Genomic DNA, 13054 nt, shown 5'->3' with positions numbered 1-13054 from the left:
TCAGGCCGGTGGCCGGAGATCGCTGGTGGTGACCCGCACGTGGTCGACGACGAGCTGCTGCGGGAAGGAGGTGCTGCCGTCGGGGTCGCCCGGCCAGTAGCCGCCCACCGCGAGGTTGAGGATCAGGAAGAACGGCTTGTCGAACACCCAGCTGTTGCCGCCGAGGTCGGCGGGCGTACGGCGCTGGTAGATGTTTCCGTCCACCGACCAGGTCACCGAGCCGGGCGCCCAGTCGATGGCGAAGGTGTGGAAGTCGTCGGCGAACGCCTGGCCGCCGGGCAGGGTGTACGCGGCGCCGATGCCGCCGGAGCCGGAGTAGCCCGGGCCGTGCAACGTGCCGTGGACCGTGGACGGTTCGAAGCCGACGTTCTCCATGATGTCGATCTCGCCCGAGTTCGGCCAGCCGACCTGGCCGATGTCGTCGCCCAGCATCCAGAAGGCCGGCCACATGCCCTGACCGCGCGGCACCTTCATTCTCGCCTCGACGTGACCGTACGTCTGGGTGAACCTTCCGGAGGTGTTCAGCCGTGCCGAGGTGTACTCGCAAGTCCCGTACCAGCACTGGTAGTTGTTCGGGCTCTCGCGGCGCGCGGTGATGACCAGACGGCCCTGGCCGTCGAGTGCCGCGTTGCTGTTGCCGGCCGTGTAGTACTGCCGTTCATGGTTGTTGACGTTGTCGCCGGTCTCGATCTGCCACTTGGCGCCGTCCACGGCGGAGCCCGCCGGGCCGTCGAAGTCGTCGGTGAAGGTGGCCGCAGTGGTGCGGGGCCCGGGTGCGGGCGCTCCGGACGCGAGGGCGGACGAGGCGGAGACGAGAGCGAGCGCGGAGAGCGCGGCCGCCAGCAGGCGGCGGGGAGAGGTCATGGGGGGTCCTTCCCGTGCGGAGTGGGGCGATTGAGTACATGTCATGGCTATGACAAAAGCCCGTTGTGGGGGAGCAGGGAGAGGTCTTGGTTCTCCATGCGATTTAAGAAGTGAACCAAGGTGCTGTCAATACCTTGGTACGGACCACACTTCTTGCACCCAGCCGTGGCCGGTCCGGTCGGGCGCGGCCCGGCATCGCGCGGCACGGCACGGCCCGGGGCGGGCGCCGAACGGGCACCCGCCCCGGGCCGCGGAGCCGTCAGCGCAACCGTCGCCCGGCGGTGCCGGACAGAGTCGCCCGCACCTCGGCGGCCGCCGAGACGAGGTGCTCCAACGAGGCACGCACCTCCGGCCAGCCCCGGGTCTTCAGGCCGCAGTCGGGATTGACCCACAGCCGCTCGGCGGGAATCGCTTCGAGGCCCTTGCGCAGCAGGGCGGCCACCTCCTCGCCGCCCGGCACCCGGGGCGAGTGGATGTCGTACACGCCGGGGCCGACCTCCCTCGGGTAGCCCGCCGACGCCAGCTCGTCGGCCACCCGCATGTGCGAGCGGGCCGCCTCCAGGCTGATCACATCCGCGTCCAGATCGTCGATCGCCCGGATGATGTCGCCGAATTCCGCGTAGCACATGTGTGTGTGGATCTGGGTGTCCGGGCGTACGCCGCCGGTGGCCAGCCGGAACGCCTCGGTGGCCCAGGCCAGATGACCGGCGCGGTCGGCAGACCGCAGCGGCAGCGTCTCGCGCAGGGCGGGCTCGTCCACCTGGATCACCGAACTGCCCGCCGATTCAAGGTCGTTCACCTCGTCCCGCAGCGCGAGGGCGATCTGACGCGCGGTGTCGCCGAGCGGCTGGTCGTCGCGGACGAAGGACCAGGCGAGCATGGTGACGGGGCCGGTGAGCATGCCCTTGACCGGCCGGCCGGTGAGCGACTGCGCGTACGTCGTCCAGCGGACCGTCATCGGCTCCGGGCGCGAGATGTCCCCGGTCAGGATCGGCGGCCGCACATACCGAGTGCCGTACGACTGGACCCAGCCGTGCCGGGTGGTGAGGCAGCCGGTGAGCCGCTCGGCGAAGTACTGCACCATGTCGTTGCGTTCCGGCTCGCCGTGCACCAGTACATCGATGCCCGCCGCCTCCTGGAAGGTGATCACTTCCTGGATCTCGGCCTCGATGCGTTTGTCGTACGCGGCCGCGTCGATGTGTCCTGCCGTCAGATCGGCTCGTGCGGTGCGCAGTTGGGGCGTCTGCGGGAACGACCCGATCGTGGTCGTCGGCAGCGGCGGAAGCCGGAGGCGGTCGCGCTGGGCCACCGCCCGCTGCGGATAGGGCAGTTCACGGCGCGCGTCGGCCTCCGTGACGGCCGCGGTGCGGGCCCGTACCGCCGGATCATGGGTGATCGCGGAGCCTGCCCGGGAAGCCAGATCGGCCCGGTTGGCGGCGAGTTCGGCGGCGATCGAGGCGGTGCCCCGGGCGAGCCCCCTGGCGAGGGTGGCGATCTCGGCCGACTTCTGCCGGGCGAAGGCCAGCCAGCGCCCCACCTGTGGGTCGATGTCGCGCTCGGCGGCCAGGTCGAGGGGCACATGCAGCAGTGAGCAGGAGGCCGCCACATCGACCCGTCCGGCCAGACCGAGCAGGGTGCCGAGGGTGGCCAGGGACTGCTGGAGGTCGTTGATCCACACGTTGCGGCCGTCGACGACCCCGGCGACCAGCCGCCTGCCCGGCAGACCGCCGACCCCGGCGAGATCCCGCAGATTGGCGGCTGCCGGACCGGTGAAGTCCATCGCGAGACCCTCGACCGGAGACTTCGCCAGTACGGCGAGTGCGTCACCGAGCCGGTCGAAGTACGAGGCGACCAGAAGCCGCGGCCGGTCGGCGAGCGCACCGAGATCGCGGTAGGCGCGGGCGACGGCGTTCAGCTCCGCGGGGGAACGGTCCTGCACCAGCGCGGGCTCGTCGAGCTGAACCCACCGGGCACCGGCCGCACGCAGATCGGCCAGCACCTCGGCGTACACCGGCAGCAGCCGGTCGAGCAGGGTCAGCGGTTCGAAGTCGGCGGCGACACCGGGAGCGGGCTTGGCCAGCAGCAGATAGGTCACCGGACCCACCAGCACCGGCCTGGCGTCGTGCCCGAGCGCCAGCGCCTCCCCGAACTCCTGGACCTGCTTGGTGGAGTCGGCGGCGAAGACGGTGTCGGGGCCGAGCTCCGGCACCAGGTAGTGGTAATTCGTGTCGAACCATTTGGTCATTTCGAGGGGCGCCACGTCCTGCGTACCGCGCGCCATCGCGAAATAGCCGTCCAGCGCGTCGGTCGCGACGGCTTCACGGTGCCGGACGGGCACGGCACCGACCATCACGCTGGTGTCCAGCACATGGTCGTAGTACGAGAAATCGCCGGTCGGGACCTCGTGGATGCCGTCCTCGGCGAGCCGTTGCCAGTTGGCGCGGCGCAGTTCCTCGGCGGTCTCCCGGAGGGCGGCGGCGGTGACGCGGCCCTTCCAGTACCCCTCGACGGCCTTCTTCAGCTCCCGGTCGCCCCCTTGGCGGGGGTAGCCGTACACGGTGGCCCGGGCTGCCGCGGCTGCGGACTCGGTGGTCACGTGACTCTCCTTCGCGAGCGTGTCCTGGTGCGACCCCGGGACGGATCGCAGGCGCGAAGGGATGACGGACCGGGCGGATCCGCGGCGTCGTGCCGACGCGCGTGACCTGCCCGATATGTACGCCGACCCGCCCACGAGGTCACCGGGATCACCGTGCGCGTCCGACGCGCACGGGCAGTGGCAGGTCTTCGGACTCGCGGGCGCGTCTCGCGTACGAGACACCTACTGGCCGTCGCTTCCCGGACCCGTCGGGTCCAGTGCTCGATGACGGCGGTCGTTCCCACTCACCGCTGCGGGGCAGTCCCGGATTCCCACCGGGTTCCCTCTTGCGACGCGCCTGCCTGACTGACAGGGCGAACCAGCTGCACCCACCACCATAGGGGGTCCGCTCCGGATCCTGGACAGTGAATTCGGATCGGCAGGATCGGCAAGGCGGGCAGGATGGCATCGGCGGGCCGGCCGGCCGTATCGGAGCGGACCGGATCGGCCGGATCAGACGGCGGGGCCGGGCGCGGGGGACAACTGCTGCCCGCACCGCAGGTTCCACCGGCCGGAACGGCCGCTGAGCGCGGTCAGTGTCAGCGGGGCGACGTCCAGCCGCCAGAACGCCTCCACCGGCAGTGCGAGTGCCCCGACGACCACCGCCCGGACCACCGCCGGCTCGACGACCGCCAGCACGCGGCGGCCCCCGCCGTCCTCGGCTGATTCCAGCGCCGCCAGCCAGCGTCCGGTCCGGGCGCGGAGTTCGAGCAGGGACTCGCCGCCGTGCGGAGCCGCCGAAGGGTCGGTCAGCCAGGCCGAAACAGCCGCCGGCTCGGCCGCGCTCACCGCCGCCAGCCGCCGGCCGCTCCACCGGCCCATGTCCCAGTCGCGGACGGCCGGTTCGGGCCCGGCCCGCAGCCCCAGCGCGTCGGCCGTCCCGGCGCATCGTCCGGACGGCCCGCGCAGATACCGGTCGGCGTCGGGCACCCCTGCCGCGACGGCCCCCGCTCGGCGGATTCCTGCCGCGTCCAGTGGCGCGTCACCGTCGAAACGGGCCTCGCGCAGCGCGGCGTTGATCGCCGGTGAGATCAACATCACCTGAACCGTCATGACCCGGTCAACTCCCTGAACTCCGGCCCCTTGGTGCGCCCACCATGGCATCCGACCGGTCGGGCCCGGTCACCGGCACCATGGCGGCACTTGTCCCCAAGCGGTATGGTCACGGCGAACATGACGTAGGTGTGACGGAAGTCCGGTGAGAATCCGGCACGGTCGCGCCACTGTGAACCCGCACCTGTGCGGGAAGTCAGACCCAGCACCCACGTCTCAGGCACCACGATCGGGACGCGTGTTCCCCAGGAGGTTCTGTCATGGCACAGACTGCTGCCCCCGCCACCGCCATTCCGGCGATCACCCCCATCTCCCTGAAGGCCATCGCCCCCTGGGCGGTCTTCTTCGGCATCCTCATGCTCGTACTGCTGTACTTCGTCGGCGCCGAGCAGGGCGCCACCGCGGTCATCTCCGGCGAAGGTGTCCACGAGTGGGTCCACGACGGCCGCCACCTCCTCGGTTTCCCCTGCCACTGACGTACCGTCCGATCCTGGGGAAACCTCATGAACTCCATATCTGTCAGAGCCCTGCTCGTCCGCGGCATGCTGGCCGGCCTCGCCGCGGGCGTACTCGCACTGCTGGTCGCCTACTTCCTCGGTGAGTCGCGTGTGGACGCGGCCATCGCCCTGGAGGAAGCGCACAGCCACCACCATGACGGCGGCGAGGAACTGGTCAGCCGCACCATGCAGTCCACGGCCGGCCTCGCCACCGGTGTACTGGTCTTCGGCGTCGCCATCGGCGGCATCGCCGCCCTCGTCTTCTGCTACGCCCTCGGCCGGATCGGCAGGTTCGGCCCCCGGGCCACGGCCGCGCTGATCGCGGGTGCGGCACTGCTGACGGTGTACGTCGTCCCGTTCCTGAAGTACCCGGCCAACCCGCCGGCCGTCGGCAACCCCGACACCATCGGCTCGCGTACCGGACTCTTCTTCCTGATGGTCGCCCTCAGCGTGCTGCTGGCCGTCGCCGCCGTCATCCTCGGCAAACGGCTGGCTCCCCGACTGGGCAACTGGAACGCGACGATCACGGCATCCGCCGCGTACGTCCTGGTGATCGGGCTCGCCTACGCGTTCCTGCCCTCGTACAACGAAGTCGGCAAGGACTTCCCGGCCTCCCTGCTCTGGGAGTTCCGGCTGAGCACCCTCGCCGTGCAGACCACCCTCTGGGTGACCTTCGGGCTCCTCTTCGGCCATCTGACGGACCGGCTGCTCGTACCGAGGACCGGAACGGTCACCACCGGAAGCGGCGGCGCGAAGCGCCCGGCCACCGCGGCCGGCTGACCGGCACCCGACACGCGGGCCGACGACCGGAACCCCGCCGGGACCTCCCGGCGGGGTTCCGGTCGTCGGCACCGGCTCACTCCTCGGGCTGCGGGCCCCAGTCGGTCCGGTAGTACTTCAGCCGCTCGTCCTGCTTCTCCAGACGCATGCCGACGGCTTCCATGACGCGCTGGGACGCGATGTTGTCCAGGTCGGTGTCACCGTGCACACGACGCACCCCCTGCTCACGGGCGAACAGCAGCAGGGCGCGCAACGCCTCGGAGGCGTAACCCATCCCCTGCGCCGAGGGGACGAGGCCGTAGCCGATCGTGACGTCCCCGTCCTCGTCCGGCGCGCCGTGGAATCCCATCCCGCCGATCACGAGTCCGTCCGTGCGGCGACGTATCTCGTACGAACAGAAGGGGCTCGGATCTCCGGTCGTCGCACAGGTCTCCAGGAAGCGCCGGGCCGCGGCGGTCTCCCCGGGTGACGGATAGCCGGGCGACCAGCGGGCCCCGTCACCGGGCGTGCCGGAGATCAACCGCAGGGCGTCGGAGCCGTTCATCGGGCGGAGCAGGAGGCGAGGGGTCTCAAGGTCGGTCATGAGCGAGTGAACTATCACGCGGGACGGGCGCACGGCATCCGAAAATCGGCCGGGCGGCAGCCGACGGCGTCGATGCCGATGTGCATACGACGCCGCAGCGGCCGCCCGCACCGTGCCCCTTCCGGACTCATGTGCCCGACGGCCCCTGAGTGCCCGCCCCGTCCGGAGCGAAGTCGAAGTCCCCGGAGAACGCCGCGGCCATCCGCAGATGACCGGCCGCCTCCGCGCTCCGCCCCTGGCGCTCAAGGGTGCGGCCGAGCATCAGCCGCGCGTAGTGCTCGACCGGGTCGCGCTCCAGCACCGCCCGCAGCTCCGTCTCGGCCCTGCCGAGCCGCGCCGAGTGGTAGTAGGTACGGGCCAGCAGCAGACGCGGCGACACCTGCTCCGGGACCTCCTCGACCAGCCCCTCCAGGATCCGGGCCGCGCTCATGTACTCCTTGGCCTCGAAGAACATCTGCGCACGGTCCCAGCGGTCGGCAGTTGTGCCGAACTCGTAGTAGGTGTCGCTCACTTGACCTCCTCAGTCACGGACCGTGCCGGGGTCTGCCCCGCTCCGTCCAACCGGTGGCCGAGCCGCTGCTCAACCACCCTGTGACTGCCCCAACGGCGCATGATGATTGAATATTCCACTAAATTATCGGCGTGGGTACCGGCACTCCCGGACCCGCTCAGGAATAGGTTGAGCGCCATGAGCAATCTCGATCGCCAGGCCGCACTCTCCGTCTGTGGAGGACGGGGTTTTGTCGTCGCCGAGCCCGTGCGTGAACTTCTCACCCCCCGCCACGTCCGGCTGGGCGAGTCCACCGAGGTCCGCAGACTGCTGCCCAACCTGGGCCGCCGGATGGTCGGCGCCTGGGCCTTCGTCGATCATTACGGTCCCGACGACATCGCGGACGAACCCGGGATGCAGGTGCCGCCGCACCCCCACATGGGCCTGCAGACAGTCAGCTGGCTGCACGACGGCGAGGTTCTGCACCGGGACAGTGTCGGCAGTCTGCGCACGATCCGCCCGCGCGAACTGGGGCTGATGACCTCCGGCCGGGCCATCAGCCACTCCGAGGAGAGCCCGAAGTCCCACGCGAGGTTCCTGCACGGCGCCCAGCTCTGGGTCGCACTGCCGTCCGCCCACCGCCACGTCGAGCCCCACTTCCAGCACCACGCCGACCTGCCGACCGTCTCCGCCCCGGGCCTCACCGCCACCCTGATCCTGGGCGAGCTCGACGGCACCATCTCGCCCGGTACCGCGTACACCCCGATCGTCGGCGCCGACCTCGCCCTGACCGCCGGCGCCGAGGCCCGGCTGCCGCTGGACCCCGACTTCGAGTACGCGGTGCTCTCCATGTCCGGCCGGGCCGAGGTCGACGGCGTGCCCGTGCAGCCCGGCTCCATGCTCTACCTCGGCTGCGGCCGCTCCGAACTCCCGCTGCGCGCGGACAGCGACGCGGGCCTCATGCTCCTCGGCGGCGAGCCCTTCGAGGAGGAGATCGTCATGTGGTGGAACTTCATCGGCCGGGACAACGCTGAGATCGTACAGGCCCGACGTGATTGGATGGAAGGCGCCCGATTCGGTGAGGTCCACGGTTACGACGGTGACCGACTGACTGCACCTGCACTCCCGGCCGGGCCCCTCAAGGCGCGTGGTCGGGTGCGTTGACGTGGCCTTTTGTGGCTCGCGTCGGCTCTTGAGTCTGTGAGCCGGCGCTGGTCGAGGCACCTCGCCCGAGCGGAATCGAATGAACCGGCCGCCGGTGGTCGGCAGGCGTCCCCGAGAGTCGTGGGTGTGGCCATCTGTGGCAGGGTCTGCTCGGATCAATGCTGACCCAATGCTGACTATTCTGATGGGTAGTCAGCTTCCGGCGTCGGGGTTGCGGCTCCCGCCAGGCGGCCATCGCGACCGCTTCGCGGCCCGGGGCGCTCAGCCCGCCATGGCGGTTCCCAACCGCGTGTCGACTGACGCCCGGCAACCTACGGCTCCTCCCTCCTGCACAATCTGGAGAGTCGCCTCCGCCTGGCTCTGTCACACCGCCGTGGTGCTGTACTGGACCCGTCGGTGGCCATTCCTCTCGGACGCTCATCGGCGTTCCGGGCTCCTCGGTCGTGGATGCAGGCGTGAATCCTGCGTCCCGGAGATCCCCGTCGGGTTCCATGGTGCCGATTCCGTGCGTGTTCGTCCCTCACATGAGCAGGTGACGATCGCCGTCCAGGCGTCGGCGTTCGAAGACGAGCATGACGGCGGCGGATCCCTCGCCGACGGCGGTGGCGACCCGCTTCACGCTGCCACTGCGTGCGTCGCCGACGCAGAACACGCCCGGCTCGCTCGTTTCGAAGGGCAGCGGTGCCCGGTCGGCTTCCCAGGCGCTGTCGAGATCGTGTCCGGTGAGCAGGAAGCCGTTGCGATCCGTCGCCAGTCGGCCGCCGAGCCAGCTGGTGCAGGGCGTTGCGCCGATGAAGACGAACACGGCGCCGGCCTCCAGGCGCGAACGCCGGCCGGCCTTCCGGTCGACGACGTCGATTGCGGTGATCTCCGAGTCCGCCACGAGGGCGACCGTCTCCGTCCGAAGCCACACCCGGGTCTTTGGGTTGGCCGCGATCGCCTCGATGAGGTAGCGCGATATCGAATGTTCCAGATCCTCGCCCCGGACCAGCAGATGTACTGGATCGGACGTCCGCGACAGGAACATCGCGGCCTGTCCCGCCGAGTTTCCCCCGCCGATGACAGCGACCGGCTTGCCGAGGCAGGACTGTGCCTCGGCGACGGTGGCGGCGTAGTGAACGCTGTTTCCCTCCCATGACTCGGCTCCAGGCACGGTCAGGCGCCGGTACTCGGCGCCGGTCGCGATGATGACGTCCTGGGCCCTGAACACGCGCCCGTCGTCGCAGGTTACGCAGTACCTGCCGGTGCGGCCGGCAAAGGCGGCAACGCGGGCGTTGCGGTGCAACCGGACGCCGAACTTGGCCGCCTGCACGGTGCCGCGGGCGGCGAGCTCGGCGCCGGAGAGACCTGCCGGGAACCCGAGGTAGTTCTCGATCCGCGAGGAGGTGCCGGCCTGGTCCCCGAAGGCCGCCGCGTCGAGCAGGGCCGTCTGCAGCCCCTCCGACGCGCCGTACACCGCCGCCGCCAGGCCGCCCGGGCCGCCTCCGACGACCAGCAGGTCGCAGACGTCCCGGTCGTCATCGTCGGCCTCGGCGGGTGGCTCCCCGAACTGAGAACCAGGGGGAGGGCTTCGACGAGGAAGAGACGTCCCGCACCACCGACTGGCCCCGGTTGCACGCTGTTGCAACACCTGCAAGGTCTGCAGCAGCTATGCTGCGCGGTCACCGTCGGCGCCTTGCCAGGCGCAGAGTTCGGCGCATGGTCCGGTATTCCTGGTCACTCAAATGCGAGTCGAGCGTCGGCTCGACCGCCTTGAGCGCATGGTCGAAGGCTTTGCCGGTGGCCGACGGCCAGGCATAGGTCAGCACACCTCGGCGAAACGGATGTAGTTGCCGCTGGGGCCTGTGATCGCTGCGTCCGTACCGGGCCGAACCAGCGCCGGCTGCGGCCCGTTGGCCACCGGCGCATCCGGCCCCGCGCCGACACCCGACAGGCCAGGGCGCGGGCCCGGCCAACCTTCGCCCTTCCTGCGTCGGGAAGGCACCCGGGGCGGTTCAGCCGGCTCGCGGACAGCTGTGATCAGAAGCGCGATGTGGCGAGCTCGGCGTTGGCGGCCCAGCGCACCGACATCGCGTCCTCGTAGGCACGCACAGCTTCGTCGACGCCGCCTTCGGTGACGAGCGCTTCGGCGAGGTCCGCGCCGTCCAGCAGGGCCGAATTTGCGCCGATATCGAACGACGGCATGAGATGGGCGGCGTCCCCCAGCAGGGTCACGCCCGGGACGTGAGCCCACATGTGGACGGGCAGGGCGTACAGGGGCCGGTTGACGAAGCCGCCGTTGTTGACACGCAGGAGGTCGAGGAGCCTCTCGTCCCAGCCGTCGTACATCTCCACCAGACGGGCAAGTACCACCCCGGCGTCTGACAAGTCGAGACCGATGTGCCAATCCTCCGGCGCCCGAAACGCAGCGCGGAGGCGCACGCGGCCGTTGCTGAGGCGCCGGGCCATCATGGCCTTGCCGCCCGCCATTGCCACCATGCTGCCGCTGCCGATCAGGTGCACGACGCCGTGATGACGAGCCTCCGGATCGTTGATGTACGTCTCGACGAACGTCCGCCCGAGATAGGCGGGAACCGCCTCGGACAGGGCCCGTCGGGTGCTCGACCAAGCGCCATCGGCGCCGATGACCAAGTCGAAGTCCTCGGTCGTGCGGTCGTCGAAGTGGACGCGGCTGGTGCCGTCAGGGAGCGGCACGACCCGGTCCACGGAGGTTCCCCACAAGACAGTGCCCTCGGTGAGAGCATCGAGGAGCAGTTGACGAAGCCGGTCGCAGTCCATGTCCGGCGCCCCGGTCCTCCCGCCGACAGGCGGCAGTCGATGCAACAGCATGGCATCGCTGCCAAACATGCGCACCTCCCGGCCATCAGGGCGGGCCAGGGCGGTGCTGTCGAGCAGGCCTGTCGCGCGCAGGGCGTCCTGGCCCATGCCGGGCTGCACACTGAAGGTGCCGCTTGGTGAGCGGACGTCGGCGGACCTCTTACGTTCGAAGACGGTGACAGCACGGTGGTGCTTCTGCAGGGTGCGGGCACAGGCCAGACCGCCTAGGCCAGCCCCCACAATGGCGATGCGGGGGTTGCTGTTGGCCTCGGCGGTCATGGCGCTGCTCCTGTCGGACTCATGAATGCGGCGGGGTGCACGCAACCGTCACACAGCCTGCCCCGATCAGCCCGTAATCGCGTTCAGCAAGGGCAGGTACCCTTCGCCGTGCCCGGCCTTGTTGGGGTGGTAGGACTCGTTGATCTTGTCCCACTCCAGGCTCGTCACCCAGACCTTGCCGTCGGAGCAGATGGTGTGCGGGTCGAACGCGGCACGCGGGTCGAGGAAGGTGAACCCGGCCTTCGCGGCCTGGTCCGCCATGACCGAGGCGAGGGTGTCGGCGGCCGAGTTGAGTGCTGTCCGTTCTCGGTCGCTCAGCCCGAGGATGCCGCAACTGCCGCCGATCGTGTACAGCCGGGGGTAGCCCACCACCACGACCTTGGCGTTCGGCGCCTTGGCCCGAACCGCCGCGTAGGTGCTTGCCAGAGCGCCCGGCAGACTGGTGGTCGCGGCGGTTTTCGCGGCCTCCACCCCGGCGATGCAGTCCTTGTCGTCGATGGTGAGAATGCAGTTCTTCAACACGTCGACGAATCCGACATCATTGCCGCCCACGTGCACCGTCACCAGCGTGGTGTCCGCGGTGAGCTGCGGCACCTGCTGGCTCGTCAGTTCCGCGGTGGTCGCCCCGGAGCACGACGCCTCCACGAAGGAGTATGAGGAGTGCTGTTGGGCCCACAGCCGGGAGTACGTCGACGGGCCACGACGGCACGGGTCGTCAGGGTTGTCGTATTCGCGTGTGCCGGGCGCCACGGCGTACGAGTCGCCGAGTGCAACATACTTGCCGGCGGCCGCCGGCTCGACGTCCGTGGCGTAGGCACTCGGGGCAGCCGGGACCGCGAGGCAGACGGCAGCCACCGCGAGGGAAAGGGACGCGAGGCGTCCGCGGGTTAACGAGCGCATGCTTCGCTCCTGGAGTGTGTGAGGGTGTTGGAAGACCTGCTGGAGCAGGCCCAGAGCGGGTGGTGCTGCGAAAGCGGGAGTTGGAGCCGGCCGCGTGCGGAACGGGGGCGTTCCCCAGGGCGGCCCTGGCACGATGCGCCGTCCATGTGGCTCGGCGCCCCCGCCCACGCAGGACTCCAACCGGTTGGAGTGTTCGAGGAGCGTCAGCCCTGGACTTCCGCGATCAGAGAGAGGGCTTTGGCCGCGCTCTCGTCGTACCGGTCCGGAAACGCCGATCGCTGCACGCTCTGCGCCAGTTCGCCCGCCGTGAAGTCCGGGTTGTGGGCGTCGTTCGGAATGGCCTGGTCCAGGAACGCGTTGGTGGCGTGCACCGGGTCCATGCACTCTTCCGGGGTACCCCAGCCCTGACTGGGGCGCTGCTGGAAGACGCCGAGAGAGTCGCGGTCTCCACAGTTCAGATTGTTCATGTGGGACTCCACCCAGCCCGTCTCGAACGCGGCGAGCAGCACCTTGTCGGTGACGCCGCGCTCGACCGCTATCCGGTACACGGTCTGGGTGATGTCCAGGTCACGGTCCGCTGGGACGGCGCAACGGGAACCCAGGATCTCGGCGTTGGCGTGGTGGCGGGGAGCCTTGGCGGTGTCTGCGAATGCGGCGCCAGCAGTCACGTTTCCCGCGAGCAGAACTGCCGCTGCCAGGCCAAACGCTGCACGCGTGAATGTCCTGGGGAGCCATAATCTCAAATTTTTGGGCAGGCTGGACATTGAAATGTCTCCTTCCGGATCCCGCCTCATGCTGCCGAAGCGGAAGCCGTTTGCGTGGGGGGTTTCGTGCCAATTCGGCGGACCGTATACCGACTGACATGCGCGCGTCAACAGTGAAACTGCCGGATCTGAGCTTGTTCTTTTTCTTCCAGGCTCGAACGGTGTCCCGAACGAGGTCACTCACCTGGGCATTCGCCGGACATGAGGGCGGCCTTCGTCTGATCCTGT

13 protein-coding genes and 2 riboswitches are annotated in these 13054 nt (G+C 69.7%); of the genes, 3 read left to right on the top strand and 10 right to left on the bottom strand.

The window, feature by feature from the left end:
* The 3 genes from ABZ622_RS28200 to ABZ622_RS28190 all read right to left on the bottom strand — a co-directional run bounded on the left by ABZ622_RS28200 (window position 1) and on the right by ABZ622_RS28190 (window position 4552).
* Window positions 1–864, bottom strand: a complete 864-nt coding sequence (locus ABZ622_RS28200; RefSeq protein WP_360547822.1) for a glycoside hydrolase family 16 protein — start codon at window positions 862–864, stop codon at window positions 1–3.
* A 259-nt stretch (window positions 865–1123) separates the two neighbouring features.
* On the bottom strand, window positions 1124–3460 hold the full coding sequence (gene metE, locus ABZ622_RS28195) for a 5-methyltetrahydropteroyltriglutamate--homocysteine S-methyltransferase (protein WP_360547820.1): 2337 nt from the start codon (window positions 3458–3460) through the stop codon (window positions 1124–1126).
* A 161-nt stretch (window positions 3461–3621) separates the two neighbouring features.
* A riboswitch (cobalamin riboswitch) is annotated at window positions 3622–3838 on the bottom strand.
* A gap of 114 nt (window positions 3839–3952) precedes the next feature.
* Window positions 3953–4552 carry a histidine phosphatase family protein gene (locus tag ABZ622_RS28190; protein WP_360547818.1) on the bottom strand — a complete coding sequence of 200 codons (600 nt, stop codon included), beginning with the start codon at window positions 4550–4552 and terminating at the stop codon, window positions 3953–3955.
* A 109-nt stretch (window positions 4553–4661) separates the two neighbouring features.
* Window positions 4662–4809, top strand: a riboswitch (adenosylcobalamin (AdoCbl) riboswitch).
* 3 nt (window positions 4810–4812) lie between these two features.
* On the opposite strand from ABZ622_RS28190, the gene ABZ622_RS28185 reads away from it, so the two are divergent.
* A complete protein-coding gene (locus ABZ622_RS28185) occupies window positions 4813–5028 on the top strand; it encodes a CbtB-domain containing protein (protein ID WP_360547816.1) in 216 nt (71 codons plus the stop codon).
* Window positions 5029–5055: 27 nt separating this feature from the next.
* Entirely contained in the window at window positions 5056–5829 is a 774-nt protein-coding gene (locus tag ABZ622_RS28180; protein WP_360547814.1) for a CbtA family protein, read from the top strand.
* A gap of 76 nt (window positions 5830–5905) precedes the next feature.
* On the opposite strand, the gene ABZ622_RS28175 is transcribed toward ABZ622_RS28180, so the two are convergent.
* A complete protein-coding gene (locus tag ABZ622_RS28175) occupies window positions 5906–6412 on the bottom strand; it encodes a GNAT family N-acetyltransferase (RefSeq protein WP_360547812.1) in 507 nt (168 codons plus the stop codon).
* A 127-nt stretch (window positions 6413–6539) separates the two neighbouring features.
* The gene (locus ABZ622_RS28170) at window positions 6540–6923 is read right to left on the bottom strand and encodes a tetratricopeptide repeat protein (RefSeq protein WP_360547810.1); all 384 of its coding nucleotides are present in this window, start codon (window positions 6921–6923) and stop codon (window positions 6540–6542) included.
* 177 nt (window positions 6924–7100) lie between these two features.
* On the opposite strand from ABZ622_RS28170, the gene ABZ622_RS28165 reads away from it, so the two are divergent.
* Entirely contained in the window at window positions 7101–8066 is a 966-nt protein-coding gene (locus tag ABZ622_RS28165; RefSeq protein ID WP_360547808.1) for a pirin family protein, read from the top strand.
* Window positions 8067–8586: 520 nt separating this feature from the next.
* On the opposite strand, the gene ABZ622_RS28160 is transcribed toward ABZ622_RS28165, so the two are convergent.
* The 5 genes from ABZ622_RS28160 to ABZ622_RS28140 all read right to left on the bottom strand — a co-directional run bounded on the left by ABZ622_RS28160 (window position 8587) and on the right by ABZ622_RS28140 (window position 12826).
* Window positions 8587–9696: an NAD(P)/FAD-dependent oxidoreductase gene (locus tag ABZ622_RS28160; protein ID WP_360547806.1), complete on the bottom strand. Its 1110-nt coding sequence runs from the start codon at window positions 9694–9696 to the stop codon at window positions 8587–8589.
* A gap of 31 nt (window positions 9697–9727) precedes the next feature.
* The gene (locus ABZ622_RS28155) at window positions 9728–9874 is read right to left on the bottom strand and encodes a DUF982 domain-containing protein (protein WP_360547804.1); all 147 of its coding nucleotides are present in this window, start codon (window positions 9872–9874) and stop codon (window positions 9728–9730) included.
* A 211-nt stretch (window positions 9875–10085) separates the two neighbouring features.
* Window positions 10086–11162: an NAD(P)/FAD-dependent oxidoreductase gene (locus ABZ622_RS28150; RefSeq protein ID WP_360547802.1), complete on the bottom strand. Its 1077-nt coding sequence runs from the start codon at window positions 11160–11162 to the stop codon at window positions 10086–10088.
* 66 nt (window positions 11163–11228) lie between these two features.
* On the bottom strand, window positions 11229–12062 hold the full coding sequence (locus ABZ622_RS28145; protein WP_360547800.1) for an SGNH/GDSL hydrolase family protein: 834 nt from the start codon (window positions 12060–12062) through the stop codon (window positions 11229–11231).
* A gap of 203 nt (window positions 12063–12265) precedes the next feature.
* Window positions 12266–12826, bottom strand: coding sequence for a hypothetical protein (locus tag ABZ622_RS28140; RefSeq protein WP_360547799.1), 561 nt, complete (start codon window positions 12824–12826; stop codon window positions 12266–12268).
* Between the last annotated feature and the right edge of the window lie 228 nt (window positions 12827–13054).

This window comes from Streptomyces sp. NPDC007164, assembly GCF_040634135.1.
Taxonomy (GTDB): Bacteria; Actinomycetota; Actinomycetes; order Streptomycetales; family Streptomycetaceae; genus Streptomyces; species Streptomyces sanglieri.
The sequence above is the reverse complement of the archived record's forward strand: the minus strand, read 5'-3'. Positions and strand labels throughout refer to the sequence as shown.